Consider the following 19090-nt stretch of genomic DNA (forward strand, 5'->3'; position numbering starts at 1 on the left):
AGGGCCCGCGCGGCGCTCCGGACATCCCATTCGCATACGTGTTCACAACGATTCGGACAGCGAACGACCTCCGCGAGCACGACGAGAACGGGCCCCCGGACCGGATCGGTCCGGGGGCCCGTTCATGATCGTGACGGCGGGGTCTACTCCCCCGCGCCGTCCTCGGGCTCGGGCAGCTTCGCTTCCTTCACGGCTTTCGCCTTCGGCGTACCCAGCGCCTGCTCCAGGGCCGCACCCTGCAGCCGGCGGAACGCCCGGCGGGGCCGGGACTGCTCGAGCGTGGCCACCTCGAGGGAGGACTCACCGAGCACGCGCTTGTCCTTGTCGGCCTCGGGCTGACCGGCCTGCAGCGCCCCGATCGCCACCTTCAGCGCCTCGTCCAGGGTCAGACCCGGCTTGTAGGCGGCCTTGAGCGCGGTCACGATGGGCTCGGTGGTGCCGCCCATGACGACGTACTCGCGTTCGTCGACGATCGACCCGTCGAAGGTGATCCGGTACAGCACCGAGGTCGGCGACTGTTCCGGATACCCGACCTCGGCGACACACAGCTCCACCTCGTAGGGCTTGAGCTGATCGGTGAAGATCGAGCCCAGGCTCTGCGCGTAGAGGTTGGCCAGGCCACGGCCGGTGACATCGCGCCGGTCGTACTGATAGCCCTTGAGGTCGGCCTGCAGGATGCCGCCGCGGCGCAGGGCCTCGAACTCGTTGTACTTGCCGACCGCGGCGAAACCGACACGGTCGTAGAGTTCGCTGACCTTGTGCAACGTCGCCGAGGGGTTCTCGGCGACGAACAGCACGCCCTTGTCGTAGACCAGCACCACCACACTGCGACCGCGACCGATGCCCTTGCGGGCGAGCTCGGTCTTGTCGCGCATGATCTGCTCGGCCGAGGCGTAATACGGCAGCGTCATAGGACGGCGCCCCCTTCTTCCGCGGCTTCCCGGTCGGCGATCACGCCGCGGGCGATCTCGGCCAGGCGGTCCTCGCCCACCTCGGTCGCACCCTCGGCGTCGATCACCACCGCTGTCGGGTAGATGCCGCGCAGCATGTCCGGACCACCGGTGGCGGTGTCGTCGTCGGCGGCGTCGAACAGCGACTCCACCGCGATCCGCAACGCCCGGTCCTGATCGAGGCCGCGCTGGTAGAGCTTCTTGAGCGAGGACTTCGCGAACATCGAACCGGAGCCGACCGCGGTGTAGCCGAACCGCTCCTCGCTGCGCCCGCCGACCACGTCGTAGGACACGATGCGGCCGGATTTGTCGAGGTCGGCGATCTGGTCGTCGTAGCCGACGAGGATCGGCACGACGGCCAGACCCTGCAGGGCGGCCGGCAGGTTGTCGCGGACCATCTTCGACAACTTGTTGGCTTTACCGTCGAAGGTCAGCGGCACGCCTTCGATCTTCTCGTAGTACTCGAGCTCCACCGCGAACAGCCGGATCATCTCGATCGCGATGCCCGCGGTGCCCGCGATGCCCGCCGCCGAGAAGGTGTCGGTGATGTACACCTTCTCGGTGTCGCGACTGGCCAGCAGGTTGCCCATGGTGGCCCTGCGGTCGCCCGCGATGAGCACGCCACCCCGATAGGTGACCGCGACGATGGTGGTGCCGTGCGGCGCCAGATCCTTCGCCGCGGTCAGATCCGAGGCGCCGAACCTGTTGCCGGGCAACAGGTCCGGAGCGTGCATGCGGAGATGTTCGGTGAACGAGGAGAGAGCCTGCCCCGCGTGGAGGCGCAACGGGTCACCTGAGGTCACTGGCCGCCCTTCTGCACATATGCCCGCACGAAGTCCTCGGCGTTCTCCTCGAGCACGTCATCGATCTCGTCGAGCAGGTCGTCGGTTTCCTCCGCGAGCTTCTCGCGGCGTTCCTGACCCGCCGCGTCGACGCCCTCGGGACCCTCGTCCTCGTCGCCACCCCCGGCGCGCTTGGTCTGCTCTTGTGCCATGGCAGCCGACCTCCTCTTTCCTCATCATGACCGCGACCTTTCGGATGAGCACGGTCGGCGATCATGAGCGATGTTCGTGCTCGTCCCACAACCCTACCGAGCCGATCCGACAAGGTGGTCTATTAGCGATCGGATTGTCGCCCTGTCGTGCCGGAAAACGCCTCAGTGCGTGAGCTGGTCGACCAGGTCGGCGGCCGACTGCGCGGCGTCGAGCAGCTTCCCGACGTGCGCTTTCGTGCCGCGGCGCGGCTCCAGGGTGGGGATTCGCACCAGCGAATCGCCACCGAGGTCGAAGATCACCGAATCCCAACTGGCGGCGGCGATATCGGCGCCGAACCGGCGCAGGCACTCACCGCGGAAGTACGCGCGGGTGTCGGTCGGCGGCTTGGTCATCGCGTCGAGCACCTGCTGCTCGCTGACGAGCCGCTTCATCGAGCCGCGCGCCACCAGGCGGTTGTAGAGGCCCTTGTCCAGGCGCACATCGGAGTACTGCAGGTCCATCAGGTGCAGCTTGGGCGCGGCCCAGCCCAGGCCCTCGCGGCTGCGCATGCCCTCGAGCAGGCGTAGCTTGGCCGGCCAGTCGAGCAGGTTGGCGCACTCCATCGGGTCGCGCTCGAGCAGGTCCAGGACCATGGCCCAGTTGTCGACGATGTCGCGCACGCGCGGGTCGTCGTTGCCCTCGCGGTCGATGAACTTGGCGACGCGCTCGTGGTAGAGCCGTTGCAGCGCAAGGCCGGTCAGCTCGCGGCCGTCGGCCAGCGCCACGGTGGCGCGCAGCGACGGGTCGTGGCTGATCTGGTGCACGGCGGTGACCGGGCGGGCCAGCTGGAACTCCGAGAGGTCCTCGCCCGCCTCGATCAGATCCAGCACCAGCGCGGTGGTGCCGACCTTCAGGTAGGTCGACATCTCGGCCAGGTTGGCGTCGCCGATGATCACGTGCAGGCGCCGGTACTTGTCGGCGTCGGCGTGCGGCTCGTCGCGGGTGTTGATGATGCCGCGCTTGAGCGTGGTCTCCAGGCCGACCTCGACCTCGATGTAGTCGGCGCGCTGGGACAGCTGGAAGCCCGCGTGGTCGCCGGACTGGCCGATGCCGACCCGGCCGGACCCGCAGATCACCTGGCGGGAGACGAAGAACGGCGTGAGCCCCGCGATGATGTGGCTGAACGGGGTGTCGCGGTTCATCAGGTAGTTCTCGTGGGTGCCGTAGGAGGCGCCCTTGCCGTCGACGTTGTTCTTGTACAGCTGCAGGCGCGGTGCGCCGGGGACGCTGGAGGCGTGCCGGGCGGCGGCCTCCATCACCCGCTCGCCCGCCTTGTCCCAGATGACCGCGTCGAGCGGGTCGACCACCTCGGGCGCGGAGTACTCCGGATGGGCGTGGTCGACGTAGAGCCGGGCGCCGTTGGTGAGGATCATGTTCGCCGCGCCGACCTCGTCGGCGTCGATCACGGGAGCGGGTCCGCTCATCCGGCTCAGGTCGAAACCACGCGCGTCACGCAGCGGGGATTCCACCTCGTAGTCCCAGCGCGTCCGCTTGGCCCGCGGTACGCCCTCGGCGGCGGCGTAGGCGAGAACGGCCTGGGTGGAGGTGAGGATCGGGTTGGCCGTCGGCTCCGTGGGGGTCGAGATGCCGTACTCGACCTCGATTCCGATGATGCGCTGCATGCTGTCGAGCCTAGGCGACGGGCCCGACGCGCACCGGCATCTCGGCCCAGCGGCCTCCGGCGCCCCGGGCTCACCCGCGCGGACGCAGGCCGGTGAGCAGGCCGGCGACGTCCGGCTGCTGTCGGCGATCGGGCGCACCCCCGGTCCCCCGCTCGGCGGACCCGGGGTGGTCCTCGCGGGCGATCCGGCGGGCGGGGCCCGGCCGAGATACTCGAAGCCATGAGCGAATCCGTGCAACAGCTCACCGGCGAGGTGACCGAACGGCCGACCCGGCTGCTCGCGCTCGATGTCCTGCGTGGCATCGCGATCCTGGGCACCCTCGGTACCAATATCTGGATCTTCACCGATCCGGCCGGGTTGACCGGCTACATCGATGGGCTCGGCGCCGCCGCGACCGACGGCTGGCTGTGGACCGAACGGGTGCTCCAGCAACTGGCCCAGGGCAAGTTCCTCGGCCTGCTGACGGTGATGTTCGGGATCGGGCTGGCCATCCAGCAGGATTCGGCCCGGCGCGGCGGACGCCGCTGGCCGGGCCGCTATCCCGTGCGAGCGGGCCTGCTCTTCCTGGACGGCCTGGTGAACTTCCTGCTCGTCGCCGAGTTCGACGTGCTGATGGGGTACGCGGTCACCGGCCTGGTCGTCGCCTACCTGCTGGCGACGAGCGACCGGGCGCAACGCCGGTGGCTGATCGTCGCGGCGTCGATCCACGTGACGATGCTGACCCTGATCGCGGCCGCCCTGACCTTCGCGCCCGCCGCGGAGCCGTCGGCTACCGAACCCCTCGACCCGAATCCCTACGCGGACGGCTCCTTCTGGGATCTGGTGCTGTTCCGGATCGAGAATGCCGGGGCCTTCCGGGTGGAGGCGATCTTCGTCTTCCCGATGTCGGTGGCGCTGTTCCTGCTCGGCGCGCGGCTGTATCGCGCCGGGGTGTTCCAGCCCGCGGGGGCGCGCATCCGCCGCCGGCTGCTGGTGATCGGCTTCGGTATCGCGGCGCCGCTGGACTTCACGGTCGGCGTCTTCGGTGGCGGCGACCTGGTGCTGCTCACCCGCTACGGCACGGCGCCGTTCGTCGCGCTGGGCATTCTCGCGGCGGTCGCGGAGTTCTATCTGCGCAGGTCGCGGGTCGGCTACGCGGGGGCGCGGCTGAGCGAGGTCGGCCGGACGGCACTGAGCTGCTACATCCTGCAGAATCTGATCGCCGGAATGCTCTGCTACGGCTGGGGTTTCGGGCTCGCCGCGAGCGTCACACCGTCCGCGCGGGTGCCGTTCACGATCGGGATCTACCTGCTGGTGGTCGTCCTGATCACGATGTTCGCCCACTTCTGGTTGCGCCGCTTCGAGCGCGGCCCGGTCGAATGGCTGTGGCAGCGCACCTATCAGCTGCTCACGCCGGCGGGGTGAGTCAGCGCAGCCGCTCCGCCGGTGGCGGGGCGGCATCGGGCGCGACCAGCAGGTCGGCCACCAGCGAATCCCGTTGCAGCGGGACACCGAGGCTGCGGGCGTTGCCCTCGAACAGCGACAGCACCGACTCGGTCAGGATGCCCTGGATCTGTTCGGCCGACAGCACCGGCTCCGGGTCGGCGCGCCAGCTGGCCACCACGCCGTCGACCAGGCCGACCATGCCGAAGGCCATCGGCCGGGCACGGGCGGGATCGATCCCGAAGCGGGCCAGCGTGGCGGCGAACATGTCGGCCAGCTGCCCACCGACCTGGCGCCCCGCGCCGCCCAGGGTGGCGGCGCCGCCGTCGGGCGCGGCGTCACCGAGGAAGCGGTGCAGGTTGGGGTGGCGTTCGATCCAGCCGAGGTAGGTGCCGATGGCGCCGCGCACCGCGTCCTTGAGCGTCCCGTCCGGCTCCAGCGCGGGCAGCAACTCCGCGAGCAGCAGCTCCAGGATGCGCTGGCGGGCGAGGGCGTCGAGTTCGGCGCGGCCGCCGACGTGCCGGTACACCACCGGCCGGGGCAGGCCCAGGTGCTCGGCGATCAGCTGCACCGAGATCTCGAGCCCGTGTTCGTCGATCACCTCGATGGCGGCATCGATCATCTCCGCCCGGCGGCGGGCCTTGTGGCCGTGCCAGCGGGTGGCGCGCCCGTCACCGACGGGCTGCGCGTCCTGGGCGGAAGGTGCAGTCACAGTGCCAACGATACCCGGACCGGAGGTGACCGTGACACAGCGTTCCACCAACCACCCGCCGCCGATCGGTATGCTCGGCGGCATGCGGTCCCGGGCAGTGCTGATGGCGTACGCGGTGCTCGCGTGCGTGCTGCCCGCGTTCGTGCTGCTGACGACGCCCGGCGGCGACACCGCCCGCATGCTGGCCTTCGGCGCGGTCGCCGCGGCCATGGTGTGCGCGCTGGTCGCGATCACCACGCACCGGCAGCTGCCGGTCCGGGTCGCCACCGCCGGTCCACCCCGCTCGGCCGAGCGCCGCCTGCGGGGTTCCTTTCTGCGCCAGAGCAATCCGGACGCCGCGGGCCGCCCACGTCCGCGAGCACCGGGGATCGATCACCACTGACGGGTAGCGCCGTGCGCGCTACCGGTCGGCTGCCGTGATCCCACTCCCCTCTCGTGCGCGCTCGCGCACGTTGTCCGGACAGGTCGTTCCGTCATGCTCGATTTCGTGTACTTCCCGGTGTCCGCCGTGCTCTGGTGCTGGCACCGGCTCCTCGCCGTCCCCCTCGGTCCCGCCGACGGCCTCGCCTGGCTGCTGGCCGTGGTCGCCCTCGTCGTCACCGTCCGCGCGCTGCTCGTCGTCCCGGCGCTGCGGCAAGCCCGCTCCCAGGCCGTGCTGCGGTCGCTGCGACCACAGCTCGACAAGATCCGTGCCCAGCACCCCGGCGACCAGCGCGCGCAGGCCGAGAAGACCCGGGCGCTGCACCGCGACCACGGGGTGCGCCTGTTCGGCGGGTTCGTTCCGATGATCGCCCAGGCCCTGGTGTTCCTCGGCCTGTTCCACGTCCTGCGCTCGTTCGACCGCACCGGCGCCTACGCGGTCGGCCCGTTCGCCGCGACCGATGCCCCGCTGCCGCCCGCGGTGAACAGCGCGACGCCGAACTATCTGTTCGGGGTGCGCGAGGTGAACGCCTTCCTCGACGCCAGGGTCTTCGGCGCTCCGCTGTCGGCGACCCTGACCGGGGCGGGCGAGGTGTTCGTCTCGGTCGCCGCGCTCGCGATTCCGCTGGTGCTGATCACCGCGCTCGCCACCCACCTCACCGCCCGGCTGACCCCGCCCGCGACCGACACCACGTCCGCGATCCTGCGCCGGTTGTCGCTGTGGGTGTTCCCCGTGGGCGCGCTGGTCAGCGGCGCGATCCTGCCCGTCGCCGTGCTCACCTACTTCGCCACGAACGCGGTGTGGACGTGCGGGCAGCAGTATCTGATCCGCCGCAAGCTCGACGCCGAGGCCGCCGCCGCGGCGGCGCTGTCGGCCGCGCGCGCGAAGGCGGCCGCGCCGCGACCGGGGGTGAAGCCGACACGGCGGCGCCGCTGAGACGCGTTACCCTCGGGCGGTGTCTGCGCATCCGGAGTCGGAACTGCTCGCCGTGTACGACGCCGAAGGTGCGGTGATCGGCGCGGCCGAGCGGGGCACGGTCTATCGCGAGGGGCTCTGGCACGCCAGCGCGGGCGTGCTGGTGCGCTCCACCGACGGCCGCCGGATCTATGTCCACCGGCGCACCGACAGCAAACTCGTCTTCGCCGGCCTGCACGACTGCCTGGCCGGGGGCGTCGTCGACGCGGGCGAGGATCCCGCCGACACCGCCCGGCGCGAACTCCGCGAGGAACTCGGCATCACCCCGGATGCCGACACGCCGATCACCTTGCGCGCCACCGCGTCCTGGGACGGCAGCTGGGCGGGCAGGCCGCTGCGCTGCCATCTGTTCGGCTACGAGATCCGCGCCGACGGCCCGGTCCACCACCAGCCGTCCGAGATCGCGGACGGCTGGTGGTGGACCGACGCCGAACTCCGGGCACACCTGGCCGATCCGGCCTGGCCGTTCGTCCCCGACACCCGGATCCTGCTCGGCGAGCTGCTGGCTCAGTAGACGATCACCTGCCAGGTCTGCATGCTGAACGGCAGGTCACAGGCGGTTTCGGAGTGGAAACCGCCGAACGCGGGCTGCCCGTAGCGCTCGTAGCTGCTGAACCAGCTCCACCAGGCCCAGCAGGTGACGCGAACCTGGTGCCAGACCGGGTCGCCACACTGGGAGAAGGCGCCGGTGCCGGCAATGGGGTTCACCGAGCAGTGACCCGGTGGTTGCGCCTGGACGGGTCCGGCGAGCAGAGTCGAGGCGCCGATGAGACCGGCGGCCGTGGCTCCCACAGCGATCTTGCGTAGAGATTTCATGACAACCTCCCACCGCGTGGAGTTCCCGCTGTCGAACCCGCCGGCATCCACGTTCGGTTCGATATCCGCCTCGGGACACCGCGTCCCGATGATGTGATCTACATCACCCAAACCGCGGTCGCCGTTACGCCCTCGTCCGAAGAGTTATCGCCGGGCAAGCCACGATCAGTCGAGCGACCGCAGCGATTCCTCGTCGCGGGCCACCACCGCGCCACCGTCGGCGGTGAGCACGATCGGACGCTGGATCAGCTTGGGGTGCTCGGCGAGTGCGGCCAGCCACCGGTCGACATCGGCGTCGGTCCGACCCCAGCCCGCCATGCCGAGATCCTTGGCGATCTGCTCACCGGTGCGGGTGATGTCCCACGGCCGCGCGCCGAGCCGGGCCAGCACCGCGCGCAATTCCTCGACCGTCGGCGGATCGTCGAGGTAGCGCCGCACCGTGTACTCGACTCCGGCGGCGTCCAGGTGCGCGGTGGCGTTGCGACTCTTCGTGCAGCGGGGGTTGTGCCAGATCTCGGTCATACCCGCAGCGTAGTGGGCGGGCACGGACGCGAACTGCGGGCGCGGGCGCACCGGCCGATACTGGAGGGATGAGCGACACCGCGCCCTCCGAAAACCCGTACGGCACACCGACAACCACCGGTCCCGAACCGATCCGCCCCTCCCAGGGCCGGGTCAACACCCTCGTCCGCGGCCTGCTGAAGGTGCCGGTGCTGTCCGGCATCGTCGGCAAGCGGCTGGCGACCCTGCACGTCACCGGCCGCAAGTCCGGCACGGTCTACGACGTCCCGGTCGCCTACACCGTCCACGACGGCGCGCTGCTGATCGGCACCGCCCTGCGCCCGTGGGTCAAGAACCTGCGCGGCGGCGCCGAGGTGCGCCTCTCGCGCGGGCGATCCCCCGAATCCTTCACCGCCACCGTGCATTCCGACGAGCAGGCGGTGCTCGACCTGTACACGGTGATCGCCCGCGACAACAAGCAGAACGCCAAGTTCAACGGCATCGGCTTCACCGCCGACGGCGAGCCGTCCAAGGCCGACATCTACCAGACCTGGCAGCAGGGCGGCGTGGTCGTCGAGCTCATCCCGCGCTGACCGCACGACGACGGCCCGGCGGACCCACCCGCCGGGCCGTCGTCGGGTCCGGCCTACTTGCCGCCTTCGGTGGGCGTGACCTGAGTGGGCTGGAATCCGGCCCCGGTCACCTCGACGCCGGCGGCCCGCAGCTGATCGAGGGCCTTGGTGACGTACTCGGTGGTGTAGGCGTCGGGGCCGGGATCCTTGGTCAGCACCGTCGCGCCCTCGGCGTTCCTGGTCTCCTTGGCGATGGTCACCGTGCGGTCCCAGGCCGCCTTGTCGACGGTGCCGATCCCGGCGGGCGAGGGCCAGATCAGCTTGTTCACCTCGTTGATCTGCCACTGCTGGTGCCCGGCGCCCAGCGTCGCGCCCGCGGCGACGGTGATGTCACGGCACTTGTCGAGGTTGTCCCGGCAGAACGCCCAGCCCTTCAGCGAGGCGACCAGGAACTTCACCGTCTGCTCCTGGTACTTCGGATCCTTCAGCTTCTCGGTGTTGGCCCACAGCGCGTCCTGCAACATCGCCACGCCTTCGGCATTCCAGTCGATGGTGGTGAAATCCTCGGCCGTGTAGAGCTTTCCGGTGGCCGGGTTCTTCGTCTCGAGCAGCTGGGCGTACTCGTTGTAGGACATGGCCTGGGCGGCGGCGATGTCCTTGGCGAGGAAGGCGTTCATGTCGAACTGCTGCTGGACCAGCTTCACGTCCTTGGCCGGGTCGATGCCCGCCTTGGTCATCCCGGCGAAGAGCTCGAATTCGTTGCCGTAGCCCCAGTTTCCGACGGTCTTGCCACGCAGGGCGGCCGGTCCGGTGATGTTGTCGGCCTTGAACGAGACCTGCTTGGTGCCCGAACGCTGGAACACCTGCGCGATCTCGGTGATGCCGGCGCCCGCCTCCCGCGAGGCCAGCGCCTTGGGTACCCAGGCCACCGCGTAGTCGGCCTGGCCCTGGGCGAGCACGGTCTGCGGGACGATGTCGGTGCCGCCGTCGAGGATCTCCACCGACAGCCCCTGCTCCCGGTAGAACCCCTGGTCGACGGCCGCCAGGTACCCGGCGAACTGGCCCTGTTTGAACCACTGCAACTGCAGCTTCACCTTGGTGAGACCGTCGGCGGTGGTCTCCGAGGCGGTGTCGGTGGTGCTGCAGCCGGTCAGCGCGGCGGCGGCGAGCGCGGCCAGCGCCAGACAACTGCGCAGCCGGAGTGCGGTCTTGCTCATGGATGGATCTCCCTCATCGGATCGTGGACAGCAGTGGGGTGCGGGGTCGGCGGGTGAGCTGTTCGAGGAGCAGGACCGCGGCGAGGAAGACCAGGCCGACGGCCATCGCGCCGACCACGTACGCCCAGGCCCGCGGATAGGCGGTATTGGCGGCGGCGGAGGTGATCCGGCTGCCGAGCCCGTTCTGGAGGCCGCCGAAGTATTCGGCGATGACGGCCGCGATGACCGCGCCGGGCGCGGCGATCCGCAGTCCGGTGAACAGGTGCGGCAGCGCGGCGGGCAGCCGCACGGTGCGGGTGACCTGCCAGTCGGTGGCGGCGTAGGAGGTCATCAGGTCGGCCTGCACCTTCGGCACCTGACGCAGGCCGCGCGCGGTACTGACGAACACCGGGAAGAACACGACGATGGTGACGACGATCCGGCGGGGTGTCTCCGTGGTGGTCGAGTACATCGTGTTCAGCAACGGCGCGAGCGCCACGATGGGCACGGCGGCCGCGGCGGCGGCCAGCGGGGTGAGCAGCCCGTCGACGATCCGGAACCGCACCGCGAGCACGGCGGCGGCGATCCCGAGCACCGTCCCGACCACGAACCCGACCAGCGCGTTGGCCCCGGTGGCCAGCGCGGCGTCCAGGATCCGGCCCGCGTTGCCGGCGAACTGCTCGGCGATCGCGCTCGGCGCGGGCAGCAGGAACGACGGCACTCCCGCCGCGACGGTGAGCACCTGCCACAGCGCCAGCACGACGACACCCACCACGATCGGTGGCAGCCAGGTCCTCATGGCAGGTCCCGTCCGGCCACGGCCTGCTCCGTGTGCTCCCCGCGCAGCGCGGCACGCACGGCGGCCACCGCGGCGAAGAACTCCGCCGAGGATCGCACGTCGGCGTCGGTGTCGCGCCCCCACCCGCCGGTGGGCACGATGTCGCTGATCCGGCCGGGCCGCGCCGAGAGCACCACCACCCGGTCCGACAGGTACACCGCTTCGGGGATCGAGTGCGTCACGAACACCACCGCGGCGCCGGTCTCCCCCGCGATCCGCAGCAGCTCGCCCTGCATCCGCTCCCTGGTCATCTCGTCGAGCGCGCCGAACGGCTCGTCCATCAGCAGCAGCGCCGGGGTCCGGGCCAGGGCCCGCGCGATCGCGACGCGCTGCTGCATGCCGCCGGACAGTTCGGCCGGGTAGCGGTCGGCGAACTCGGTGAGCCCCGCCATGGCGAGCAGTTCGGCGCTGCGGGCCCGGCGCTGCGCCTTGGGGACCCGGTGCAGTTCCAGCGGCAGTTCGACATTGGCGGCGACGGTGCGCCAGTCCAGCAGGCCCGCCTGCTGGAAGGCGATGCCGTAGTCCTGGTCGATCCTGGCCTGCCGGGCGGTCTTGCCGTGCACGGTCACGGTGCCGCCGGTCGGCGTCTCCAGATCGGCGATGATCCGCAGCAGGGTGGACTTGCCGCAGCCGGAAGGCCCGATGAGGGAGACGAATTCGCCCGGGGCGACGGTGAGGGAGACATCGGCGAGCGCGGTCACGGCACCGGCGGCGAAGGTCTTGCCGAGGTGGGTGAGTTCGACCGCCGGTGGCGGCGGGGCGCCGACTGCTGACGAGGTCATGCGATGCGTGCTTCTTCCTGGACAACGAGAACTACGAGGAGGGATCGCCGGTGCCCGGCGGATGGTTGTAGCGGCGCACGGCCAGCTCGACGAGGCCGACCAGTCCGGTCAGCACCACCCCGAGCAGGGCCGCGGCGATGACCGCCGCGTAGAGCCGGGCGGCGTCACCGGTGGCCTGCTGGGAGAACACGATGATCTGGCGGCCGATCCCGCCCGCGGTGCCGGTGGAGATCTCGGCGACCACCGCGCCGATCACGGCCGCGGCGGCGGCCAGCCGCAACGCGGGCATCAGCGACGGCACCGCGGCGGGAAAACGCAAGCGGGTCAGGGTCGCCCACCATCCCGCCGAACAGCTGCGCATCAGCTCCACCGAGGCCGCCGACGGCGCGTGCAGGCCGCGCAGCATGCCGATCGCGACCGGGAAGAACGCCAGGTAGGCGGCGATCACGACGATGCTCATCCACGGCCGCCACGGCTGCCCGCCGATGGCGAGCTTGCCACCCCACGCGGCCACCAGCGGGGCCAGCGCGATCAGCGGAACGGTCTGCGAGAGCACGACATACGGCAGGATGCCACGCTCGAGCGGGCCGAATCGCTGCATCGCCACCGCGAGCGCGATGCCGATCACCGTGCCGAGCAGCAGCGCGAGCAGGGCGAGCGTCAGGGTGAATCCGGCGGTGCGCAGCAGCGTCGTGCCGACGGTGCCGGTGCCGTCGGCCTCGCCGAGCACGGTCACCACCGACCACACGTGCGGCAGCGCGGCGTCGCCGGTGCGCGGCAGCACCCGCACCCCGCCGATGCGCACGCCGTCGGCCGGGACGAGCAGCTTCACCAGTTCCCAGATCACCGCGACCGACACGAACGCGGCGACCGCGTAGCCGATGCGCGCCGCGCGGGCCCGGTGCGCCGAGCGGGGCCGCAGCGGCGCGGGCGCGAGCACCGTCACCGGCGGTTCCGGCGCCACCGCGGTCATCCGGCGTCCCTGGTGGCCGTGACCGGCAGGTGCAGCCGGGGCAGCACCTGCTCGCCGTAGGCCTCGAGGGTGGCCGTCTTGGCATCGTGCTGCAGGTAGACGGCGAACTGGTCGACGCCGAGCCGCTCCAGCTCCCACAGCCGTTCCAGCTGCTCGTCGGGCGTGCCGAGCAGGCAGAACCGGTCGACGATCTCGTCGGGCACGAACTCCGCGTGCGTATTGCCCGCCCGTCCGTGCTCGTTGTAGTCGTAGCCCTGCCTGCCCGCGATGTAGTCGGTGAGCGCGGCCGGGATATCGCCGCCCGCACCGTATCTCGCGACGATGTCGGCCACGTGGTTGCCGACCATGCCGCCGAACCAGCGACACTGTTCCCTGGCGTGGTCGAGCCCGGCCGGGGTCCCGTCGGTGACGTAGGCGGGTGCGGCGACGCAGATCGTGACCGAGCGGGGATCGCGGCCTGCGGCCTCGGCGGCGCCGCGCACCTTGGCGATGGTCCACGCGGTGATGTCGGGGTCGGCGAGCTGGAGGATGAAGCCGTCGGCCACCTGACCGGTCAATTCGAGGGCTTTGGGCCCGTACCCGGCGACCCACACCTCCAGCCGGGAGTCCGCGGCCCACGGGAACCGCACCTCGGTGTCGCCGACCCGGGCGGTGCGCCCGTTGGCGAGTTCGCGGATCACCTCCACCGAATTCCGCAGCGTCGCCAGAGTGGTCGGCTTGCCGCCGAGGGTGCGCACCGCCGAATCACCGCGTCCGATACCGCAGATGGTGCGGTTGCCGAACATCTCGTTGAGCGTGGCGAAGGTCGACGCGGTGACCGTCTGGTCCCTGGTCGCCGGGTTGGTGACCATCGGACCGACGATCACCTTGCGGGTGGCGGCCAGGATCTGGCTGTAGATCACGTACGGCTCCTGCCACAGCAGGTGCGAGTCGAACGTCCAGACATGCGAGAACCCGTGTGTCTCGGCCACTCTGGCCAGCTCGATCACCCGCGACGCGGGTGGGGTGCACTGCAGGACGACACCGATGTCCATGGCACTCTCCGTTCGGATAGGGGTTCTTACAGGAGGTTCTGCGACAGCCCGCGCCGCACGAAACGGCCGTGCCCGGCGCGGCCGTGATAGGCGCCGCCGTCGACGATCACCCGGCCACGGGACAGGACGGTGTCGACGTGGCCGTCGATCTCGAAGCCCTCCCAGGCCGAGTGGTCCATGTTCATGTGGTGGGTCTTGCCGAGGCCGATGCTGGTGTGCCCGTTCGGGTCGTAGATCACCACGTCGGCGTCGGCGCCCGGACTGATCACCCCCTTGCGCGGATACATCCCGAACATCCGGGCCGGCGCGGTGCAGCAGACCTCCACCCAGCGTTCCAGCGAGATCCGCCCGTCCTTGACGCCCTGGAACAGCAGATCCATCCGATGCTCGACGCCGCCGATCCCGTTGGGGATCTTGCTGAAATCGCCGAGGCCGAGTTCCTTCTGGTCCTTCATGCAGAACGGGCAGTGGTCGGTGCTGACCGCGGTGACGTCACCGGTGCGGATGTAGCGCCACAGTTCGTCCTGATGGCCCTCGGCCCGCGACCGCAGCGGGGTCGAGCAGACCCACTTGGCGCCCTCGAAACCCGGTGCGCCCAGCTGTTCTTCGAGCGAGAGGTACAGGTACTGCGGACAGGTCTCGGCGAAGACGTTGCGGCCCGCGTCGCGCGCGGTGACGATCTGTTCCATCGCCTGCTTGGCCGAGACGTGCACCACGTACAGCGGCGCGCCGGTCAGCTGCGCCAGCATGATCGCCCGGTGGGTCGCCTCCTCCTCCATCTCCCACGGCCTGCTGGTGCCGTGGAAGTACGGCGCGGTGTCGCCGCGGGCCAGCGCCTGCTCCACCAGCACATCGATGGCGATGCCGTTCTCGGCGTGCATCATCAGCAGCGCGCCGAGGTCACCCGCGGTCTGCATGGCCCGCAGGATCTGCCCGTCGGTGGAGTAGAAGACGCCCGGGTACGCCATGAACAGCTTGAAGCTGGTAACACCCTCGGCGACGAGTTCGCTCATCCCCTTGAGTGATTCGTCGTTGACGTCACCGATGATCTGGTGGAAGCCGTAGTCGACGGCGCAGTTGCCCGCTGCCTTCTCGTGCCATTCGGCCAGGGTGTCCTGCACCCGCTGCCCCGGCTTCTGCACCGCGAAATCGACGATGGTGGTGGTGCCGCCCCAGGCCGCGGCCCTGGTGCCGGTCTCGAAGGTGTCGCTGGCCTCGGTGCCGCCGAACGGCAGCTGCATGTGGGTGTGGCCGTCGACGCCGCCGGGGATCACGTATTTGCCGGTCGCGTCGATGACGGTGTCGGCGGTGGCGGCCAGGTCGGACCCGAGCACGGTCGAGCCCGGGTGCAGCACCGCGACGATGGTCTCGTCCTCGATCAGCACGTCGAGCAGCTGGGACCCGGTGGCGCTGACCACCGTCCCGCCGTGGATGAAGGTGCGCATCAGGGCTCCACCAGCGATCCGTAGGCGTCGGGTCTGCGGTCGCGGTAGAAGGCCCACCGATCCCGCACCACCTTGATCAGGTCCATGTCGAGATCACGGACGACCAATTCCGGCGCGGTGTCGGAGGCGACCTCGCCGACGAATTTCCCCTCGGGGTCGACGAAATAGCTCGTGCCGTAGAAATCGTCGTCGCCGTATTCGGCTTCGATCCCGACCCGGTTGATCGCGCCGATGTAATACTCGTTGGCCACCGCGGAGGCCGGCTGTTCCAGCTTCCACAGATAACTCGACAGTCCGCGCGAGGTCGCCGACGGGTTGAACACGATTTCCGCGCCCGCGAGTCCGAGCGCCCGCCACCCCTCCGGGAAATGGCGGTCGTAACAGATGTAGACGCCCACCTTGCCGACCGCGGTGTCGAACACCGGCCAGCCCAGATTGCCCGGCCGGAAGTAGAACTTCTCCCAGAATCCGCGCACCTGCGGAATGTGGTGTTTGCGGTATTTGCCCAGGTAACTACCGTCGGCGTCGATCACCGCCGCGGTGTTGTACAGCACGCCCGGCTGCTCCTGCTCGTACACCGGCAGCACCATCACCAGATTCAGTTCGGCGGCCAGGGCGGCGAACCGCTCGGTCGTCGGGCCGGGCACCGATTCGGCGTAGTCGTAGAACTTCGGGTCCTGCTGCTGGCAGAAATACGGTCCGTAGAACAACTCCTGGAAGCAGATCACCTGCGCGCCCTGCGCCGCCGCCTGCCGGGCGTAGTCCTCGTGGGCCTTGATCATGGATTCTTTGTCGCCGGTCCAGGTGGTCTGGACCAGGGCCGCTCTGACGATTCCCATGCTTTGTTATATTGCCCCCTCCGACGATCGCATTGTGTTACATCTGCGCGGAAACAGTTTCGTTGTCGTAAAACCTGGCGGTGTACCGGGGATAGGGTTTGTTACGGCCGCAGAATGGGGCCATGACCGACGTCTCGCCGACCGTGCTGCCCGCGGACTTCGCCGGGGACCTCGACGAGCGCAGCGCCGCCGGGATCGCCGCCGCCGTCGGCCGCCGGATCCGTTCCGGCGCACTGGCTCCCGGGACCCGGCTGCCGACCGTGCGCGAGGTCGCGCGGGAGCTGCGGGTCTCCCCCGCCACCGTCAATCAGGCGTGGCGAGCGCTGGCGGCCACCGGCGCGATCGTCGCCAGGGGGCGGGCGGGCACCTTCGTCGGCGAGCTGCCGCCGGAGCCCGCCGGGCGCTATCAGCGGCTGCATTCGCCCTCCGACAACGCCTTTCGCGTCGATCTGTCCCGCGGCACCCCCGATCCGGCGCTGCTGCCCGACCTGGCCGCCGCCCTGCACGCCCTGTCCCGCGACACCGCGCCGGGCGATCTGTCGGCGCACTATCTCGGCGAGGCGGTGCTGCCCACCCTCGCCACCACGCTGCGCGCCGACTGGCCGTGGCCGTGCGAGCGGCTGGCCGTGCTCGACGGCGCGCTCGACGCGGTCGACCGGCTGCTCGCCGCGCATGTCCGCTTCGGCGACCCGGTCATCGTGGAAGACCCCTGCTTTCCGCCGTTCCTCGATCTGCTGACCCGCCTCGGCGCCCGGCCGATCGCCGTGCGCCTCGACGAATCCGGTTTCCGCCCCGAGGAATTCGCGCGCGCCTTCGACGGCCCGGCACCCCGGGCGGTGATCCTGCAACCACGCGCGCACAACCCCACCGGCGCCTCGCTCGACGCCGCCCGGGTGCGCGCGCTCGCGGCGCTGCTGGCCCCGCACCCCGCCCTGATCATCGAGGACGACCACTCCGCCGGCATCGCGACCAGTCCGCTGCGCTCGCTCGCCGCCCGCTTCCCCGACCGCGGCGTCTACATCCGCTCGTACTCCAAATCCCATGGCGCCGACCTGCGCCTGGCCGTCGCGGGCGGCCCCGCGGCGCTGCTGGACCCGGTGGTCGAGCGCCGCATGCTCGGCCCCGGCTGGTCCAGCCGCCTGCTCCAGCGCGTGCTGCTCACCATGCTGCACGACGCGGACGCCCGCGCCACCGTCACCCGCGCCCGCCGCGAGTACCGGCGCCGCGCCACCGCCCTGCGCCGCGCCCTGGCCGCCCACGGCGTCACCGTCACCCCCGGCGACGGCATCAACCTCTGGCTCCCCGTCCACGACGAGAACGCCGCCATGATCAGCCTCGCCGCCGCGGGCATCAAGGCCGCGCCCGGCGGCCCCTTCACCGTCGCCGCCCAGCCGCCGACCGACCACCTCCGCCTCACCCTGGGCACCCTGTCCCCCACCGTCGACCTCCCCTGGCTGGCCGCCGAGCTGGCCGCCGCCACCGCCGCCACCCCCACCTACCGCCGCATCCGCCGCCCGTGAGCGGTCGGCGATCCGCCTGCCGAACGCTGCCCTGACCTGCCCCGGCCGGTCGCGTGCGGCGCCGATACGGCAGAATGGAACCTTCTCCCCCCGCGAAAGGCAGCAGTGGTGACGCTCGGCATGGTCCTCGGCGACGTGGTCCCGCGCATTTCGGCGCGGTAGCGACCGAGGCTGTCCGCTGCGCCTCTCGCACCCGGCGTCGAAGTGCTCGTCGTGTCACCAGCACCGTCGACCACCGGGAGACTCCCGTGTCCACCATCGTTTGGACCGAAGACCGCATCCAGCACACCGCGCCGTGGCATTCCGAGAACGGCGCGCCCGCGCCTGTCGCCGTGTCGACCGCCGACGATCGGCTGCCCGCCGATCAGGCGTTCCGGCGCATCCGCGCGGGCGAATCCCTGCTCTGGCAGGGCGACTACCACAACGGGCGACAACTGCTGGCGGCGTTGGGCCGTCGCGCCGACCGTGGACACCGCGCGTCCCCAGCCCGTGACTTGACGGCGCGCTACAGCGACGAGCGGGCCCGGAAACGCCGTCGCGCGGGCATTCTCGGCGCGGTACTGGTCCAGCTCGACGCGGCCGGCGGCCTCGCCCTGCGCCGGGCACCCGAGGTGCGGGCGGCCTGCGCCGCCGCCTACGGCCCGGCCGCCGCGAGCCGGGTCGTCACCTTCCCGGAACTGCTCGGGGTGCTCAGCGCCTACCGCTGGCAGCAGCAGGGCGTGGAGGTGCCCGCGCTCAGCGCCCGCATCCATCCCGGCTACGGCGTCTTCTCCCCCACCCGGGGCGAATACGTCGACCTGGTCGCGGACGCGCCGCTGGATCCCGAGGTGCGCACCGCCTTCGATCTGGGCACCGGCACCGGCGTGCTCGCCGCGCTGCTGGCCCAGCGCGGCGTCTCCCGGATCACCGCCACCGACATCAACCCGCGCGCGGTGCGCTGCGCGATCGGCAATCTCACCCGGCTCGGCTACGGCGACCGGATCACCGTCACCGGTCCCACGCTGTATCCGCAGGGGCGCGCCGATCTCGTCGTCTGCAATCCGCCCTGGCTCCCCGGCACACCGACCTCGGATCTGGAACGTGGTGTCTACGACCGGGATCAGTCGATGCTCACCGATTTCGCGCACGGCCTGCGCGCGCATCTGACGCCACGGGGCGAAGGCTGGCTGGTGCTGTCCGACCTGGCCGAACTACTCGGCCTGCGCTCGGCCGAGCACGTCCCCCGTCTGCTCGACGAGGCCGGACTGCGGGTGCTGGCCCGCCTCACCACCCGGCCGCGCCACCCGCGCGCCGCCGATCGCGACGATCCGCTGGCCGCGGCCCGCACCGCCGAGACCACCTCACTGTGGCGATTGCGGGCGCGCTAGCCGGGCGACCGAGTTCGGCGGTCCCTCCCCGCGTCGCGGCGACGACTGGCAGGATGCGCGGTACATCGTCC

22 protein-coding genes are annotated in these 19090 nt (G+C 70.8%); 8 read left to right on the forward strand and 14 right to left on the reverse strand.

Features of this window, described 5'->3' with window-relative positions:
• Window positions 1-143: 143 nt before the first annotated feature.
• The 4 genes from prcA to dop all read right to left on the reverse strand — a co-directional run bounded on the left by prcA (window position 144) and on the right by dop (window position 3606).
• Window positions 144-911 carry a proteasome subunit alpha gene (gene prcA, locus ACFVW6_RS32540; protein ID WP_378830456.1) on the reverse strand — a complete coding sequence of 256 codons (768 nt, stop codon included), beginning with the start codon at window positions 909-911 and terminating at the stop codon, window positions 144-146.
• Window positions 908-1684: a proteasome subunit beta gene (gene prcB, locus ACFVW6_RS32545; RefSeq protein WP_355275503.1), complete on the reverse strand. Its 777-nt coding sequence runs from the start codon at window positions 1682-1684 to the stop codon at window positions 908-910. The genes prcA and prcB overlap by 4 nt, the downstream gene beginning before the upstream one ends.
• Before the next feature lie 65 nt (window positions 1685-1749).
• A complete protein-coding gene (locus ACFVW6_RS32550) occupies window positions 1750-1944 on the reverse strand; it encodes a ubiquitin-like protein Pup (RefSeq protein ID WP_019047503.1) in 195 nt (64 codons plus the stop codon).
• Window positions 1945-2106: 162 nt separating this feature from the next.
• Entirely contained in the window at window positions 2107-3606 is a 1500-nt protein-coding gene (dop, locus tag ACFVW6_RS32555; protein WP_355275505.1) for a depupylase/deamidase Dop, read from the reverse strand.
• On the opposite strand from dop, the gene ACFVW6_RS32560 reads away from it, so the two are divergent.
• The gene (locus ACFVW6_RS32560) at window positions 3605-3829 is read left to right on the forward strand and encodes a hypothetical protein (RefSeq protein ID WP_378830453.1); all 225 of its coding nucleotides are present in this window, start codon (window positions 3605-3607) and stop codon (window positions 3827-3829) included. The two genes, dop and ACFVW6_RS32560, sit on opposite strands and share 2 nt — an antisense overlap.
• Window positions 3826-5010 carry a DUF418 domain-containing protein gene (locus tag ACFVW6_RS32565; RefSeq protein WP_378830451.1) on the forward strand — a complete coding sequence of 395 codons (1185 nt, stop codon included), beginning with the start codon at window positions 3826-3828 and terminating at the stop codon, window positions 5008-5010. Before ACFVW6_RS32560 ends, ACFVW6_RS32565 begins: the two co-directional genes overlap by 4 nt.
• Before the next feature lies 1 nt (window position 5011).
• Here the strand turns inward: ACFVW6_RS32565 and ACFVW6_RS32570 are convergent, their stop codons facing one another.
• Window positions 5012-5740: a TetR/AcrR family transcriptional regulator gene (locus ACFVW6_RS32570; RefSeq protein WP_355275509.1), complete on the reverse strand. Its 729-nt coding sequence runs from the start codon at window positions 5738-5740 to the stop codon at window positions 5012-5014.
• A gap of 82 nt (window positions 5741-5822) precedes the next feature.
• Here ACFVW6_RS32570 and ACFVW6_RS32575 point away from each other — a divergent pair, with 82 nt between their 5' ends.
• From ACFVW6_RS32575 to ACFVW6_RS32585, 3 genes are all read left to right on the forward strand, one after another.
• Window positions 5823-6122, forward strand: a complete 300-nt coding sequence (locus ACFVW6_RS32575) for a DUF6412 domain-containing protein (RefSeq protein ID WP_355275511.1) — start codon at window positions 5823-5825, stop codon at window positions 6120-6122.
• A gap of 93 nt (window positions 6123-6215) precedes the next feature.
• A complete protein-coding gene (gene yidC / locus ACFVW6_RS32580) occupies window positions 6216-7097 on the forward strand; it encodes a membrane protein insertase YidC (RefSeq protein ID WP_378830447.1) in 882 nt (293 codons plus the stop codon).
• Window positions 7098-7116: 19 nt separating this feature from the next.
• Window positions 7117-7650, forward strand: a complete 534-nt coding sequence (locus ACFVW6_RS32585; protein ID WP_378830444.1) for an NUDIX domain-containing protein — start codon at window positions 7117-7119, stop codon at window positions 7648-7650.
• Here the strand turns inward: ACFVW6_RS32585 and ACFVW6_RS32590 are convergent.
• Both ACFVW6_RS32590 and ACFVW6_RS32595 read right to left on the reverse strand, forming a co-directional pair.
• Window positions 7644-7952 (reverse strand): hypothetical protein, encoded by a 309-nt coding sequence (locus ACFVW6_RS32590; protein ID WP_355275517.1) that lies wholly within the window; start codon window positions 7950-7952, stop codon window positions 7644-7646. The genes ACFVW6_RS32585 and ACFVW6_RS32590 overlap by 7 nt on opposite strands.
• 165 nt (window positions 7953-8117) lie before the next feature.
• Window positions 8118-8474, reverse strand: a complete 357-nt coding sequence (locus tag ACFVW6_RS32595; RefSeq protein ID WP_355275519.1) for an arsenate reductase family protein — start codon at window positions 8472-8474, stop codon at window positions 8118-8120.
• Window positions 8475-8542: 68 nt separating this feature from the next.
• On the opposite strand from ACFVW6_RS32595, the gene ACFVW6_RS32600 reads away from it, so the two are divergent.
• Entirely contained in the window at window positions 8543-9046 is a 504-nt protein-coding gene (locus ACFVW6_RS32600; RefSeq protein WP_378830441.1) for a nitroreductase/quinone reductase family protein, read from the forward strand.
• 53 nt (window positions 9047-9099) lie between these two features.
• Here ACFVW6_RS32600 and ACFVW6_RS32605 read toward each other — a convergent pair whose 3' ends face one another.
• The 7 genes from ACFVW6_RS32605 to ACFVW6_RS32635 are packed head-to-tail and all read right to left on the reverse strand — an operon-like array spanning window position 9100 to window position 16132.
• Window positions 9100-10242 carry an ABC transporter substrate-binding protein gene (locus ACFVW6_RS32605; RefSeq protein WP_378830438.1) on the reverse strand — a complete coding sequence of 381 codons (1143 nt, stop codon included), beginning with the start codon at window positions 10240-10242 and terminating at the stop codon, window positions 9100-9102.
• A gap of 13 nt (window positions 10243-10255) precedes the next feature.
• Window positions 10256-11020, reverse strand: a complete 765-nt coding sequence (locus ACFVW6_RS32610) for an ABC transporter permease (protein WP_378830435.1) — start codon at window positions 11018-11020, stop codon at window positions 10256-10258.
• Window positions 11017-11841 (reverse strand): ABC transporter ATP-binding protein, encoded by an 825-nt coding sequence (locus tag ACFVW6_RS32615; protein ID WP_355275527.1) that lies wholly within the window; start codon window positions 11839-11841, stop codon window positions 11017-11019. Before ACFVW6_RS32615 ends, ACFVW6_RS32610 begins: the two co-directional genes overlap by 4 nt.
• 31 nt (window positions 11842-11872) lie before the next feature.
• The gene (locus ACFVW6_RS32620; RefSeq protein WP_355275529.1) at window positions 11873-12814 is read right to left on the reverse strand and encodes an ABC transporter permease subunit; all 942 of its coding nucleotides are present in this window, start codon (window positions 12812-12814) and stop codon (window positions 11873-11875) included.
• Window positions 12811-13848 carry a TIGR03842 family LLM class F420-dependent oxidoreductase gene (locus tag ACFVW6_RS32625; RefSeq protein WP_378830432.1) on the reverse strand — a complete coding sequence of 346 codons (1038 nt, stop codon included), beginning with the start codon at window positions 13846-13848 and terminating at the stop codon, window positions 12811-12813. Before ACFVW6_RS32625 ends, ACFVW6_RS32620 begins: the two co-directional genes overlap by 4 nt.
• 26 nt (window positions 13849-13874) lie before the next feature.
• Entirely contained in the window at window positions 13875-15293 is a 1419-nt protein-coding gene (gene hydA, locus ACFVW6_RS32630; RefSeq protein WP_378830429.1) for a dihydropyrimidinase, read from the reverse strand.
• The gene (locus tag ACFVW6_RS32635; RefSeq protein ID WP_355275535.1) at window positions 15293-16132 is read right to left on the reverse strand and encodes a nitrilase-related carbon-nitrogen hydrolase; all 840 of its coding nucleotides are present in this window, start codon (window positions 16130-16132) and stop codon (window positions 15293-15295) included. Before ACFVW6_RS32635 ends, hydA begins: the two co-directional genes overlap by 1 nt.
• Window positions 16133-16254: 122 nt before the next feature.
• Between ACFVW6_RS32635 and ACFVW6_RS32640 the strand changes: the two genes are divergently transcribed.
• Together ACFVW6_RS32640 and ACFVW6_RS32645 are read left to right on the forward strand one after the other, a co-directional pair.
• Window positions 16255-17652, forward strand: a complete 1398-nt coding sequence (locus tag ACFVW6_RS32640) for an aminotransferase class I/II-fold pyridoxal phosphate-dependent enzyme (protein ID WP_378830426.1) — start codon at window positions 16255-16257, stop codon at window positions 17650-17652.
• A gap of 248 nt (window positions 17653-17900) precedes the next feature.
• Window positions 17901-19019, forward strand: coding sequence for a methyltransferase (locus tag ACFVW6_RS32645; protein WP_378830424.1), 1119 nt, complete (start codon window positions 17901-17903; stop codon window positions 19017-19019).
• Window positions 19020-19090 lie beyond the last annotated feature (71 nt).

Origin of the sequence: Nocardia sp. NPDC058244 (assembly GCF_042882065.1) — a bacterium.
Taxonomy (GTDB): domain Bacteria; phylum Actinomycetota; class Actinomycetes; order Mycobacteriales; family Mycobacteriaceae; genus Nocardia.

What these genes read in the sequence shown, in the direction of transcription:
- ACFVW6_RS32595 (WP_355275519.1), bottom strand. Translation starts at nt 8,474, where the DNA reads ATGACCGAGATCTGGCACAACCCCCGCTGCACGAAGAGTCGCAACGCC.
- ACFVW6_RS32550 (WP_019047503.1), bottom strand. Translation starts at nt 1,944, where the DNA reads ATGGCACAAGAGCAGACCAAGCGCGCCGGGGGTGGCGACGAGGACGAG.
- ACFVW6_RS32620 (WP_355275529.1), bottom strand. Translation starts at nt 12,814, where the DNA reads ATGACCGCGGTGGCGCCGGAACCGCCGGTGACGGTGCTCGCGCCCGCG.
- ACFVW6_RS32640 (WP_378830426.1), top strand. Translation starts at nt 16,255, where the DNA reads ATGACCGACGTCTCGCCGACCGTGCTGCCCGCGGACTTCGCCGGGGAC.
- prcB (WP_355275503.1), bottom strand. Translation starts at nt 1,684, where the DNA reads ATGCACGCTCCGGACCTGTTGCCCGGCAACAGGTTCGGCGCCTCGGAT.
- ACFVW6_RS32610 (WP_378830435.1), bottom strand. Translation starts at nt 11,020, where the DNA reads ATGAGGACCTGGCTGCCACCGATCGTGGTGGGTGTCGTCGTGCTGGCG.
- ACFVW6_RS32565 (WP_378830451.1), top strand. Translation starts at nt 3,826, where the DNA reads ATGAGCGAATCCGTGCAACAGCTCACCGGCGAGGTGACCGAACGGCCG.
- hydA (WP_378830429.1), bottom strand. Translation starts at nt 15,293, where the DNA reads ATGCGCACCTTCATCCACGGCGGGACGGTGGTCAGCGCCACCGGGTCC.
- ACFVW6_RS32575 (WP_355275511.1), top strand. Translation starts at nt 5,823, where the DNA reads ATGCGGTCCCGGGCAGTGCTGATGGCGTACGCGGTGCTCGCGTGCGTG.
- ACFVW6_RS32635 (WP_355275535.1), bottom strand. Translation starts at nt 16,132, where the DNA reads ATGGGAATCGTCAGAGCGGCCCTGGTCCAGACCACCTGGACCGGCGAC.
- ACFVW6_RS32600 (WP_378830441.1), top strand. Translation starts at nt 8,543, where the DNA reads ATGAGCGACACCGCGCCCTCCGAAAACCCGTACGGCACACCGACAACC.
- ACFVW6_RS32625 (WP_378830432.1), bottom strand. Translation starts at nt 13,848, where the DNA reads ATGGACATCGGTGTCGTCCTGCAGTGCACCCCACCCGCGTCGCGGGTG.
- yidC (WP_378830447.1), top strand. Translation starts at nt 6,216, where the DNA reads ATGCTCGATTTCGTGTACTTCCCGGTGTCCGCCGTGCTCTGGTGCTGG.
- ACFVW6_RS32590 (WP_355275517.1), bottom strand. Translation starts at nt 7,952, where the DNA reads ATGAAATCTCTACGCAAGATCGCTGTGGGAGCCACGGCCGCCGGTCTC.
- ACFVW6_RS32615 (WP_355275527.1), bottom strand. Translation starts at nt 11,841, where the DNA reads ATGACCTCGTCAGCAGTCGGCGCCCCGCCGCCACCGGCGGTCGAACTC.
- ACFVW6_RS32560 (WP_378830453.1), top strand. Translation starts at nt 3,605, where the DNA reads ATGCTGTCGAGCCTAGGCGACGGGCCCGACGCGCACCGGCATCTCGGC.
- ACFVW6_RS32605 (WP_378830438.1), bottom strand. Translation starts at nt 10,242, where the DNA reads ATGAGCAAGACCGCACTCCGGCTGCGCAGTTGTCTGGCGCTGGCCGCG.
- prcA (WP_378830456.1), bottom strand. Translation starts at nt 911, where the DNA reads ATGACGCTGCCGTATTACGCCTCGGCCGAGCAGATCATGCGCGACAAG.
- dop (WP_355275505.1), bottom strand. Translation starts at nt 3,606, where the DNA reads ATGCAGCGCATCATCGGAATCGAGGTCGAGTACGGCATCTCGACCCCC.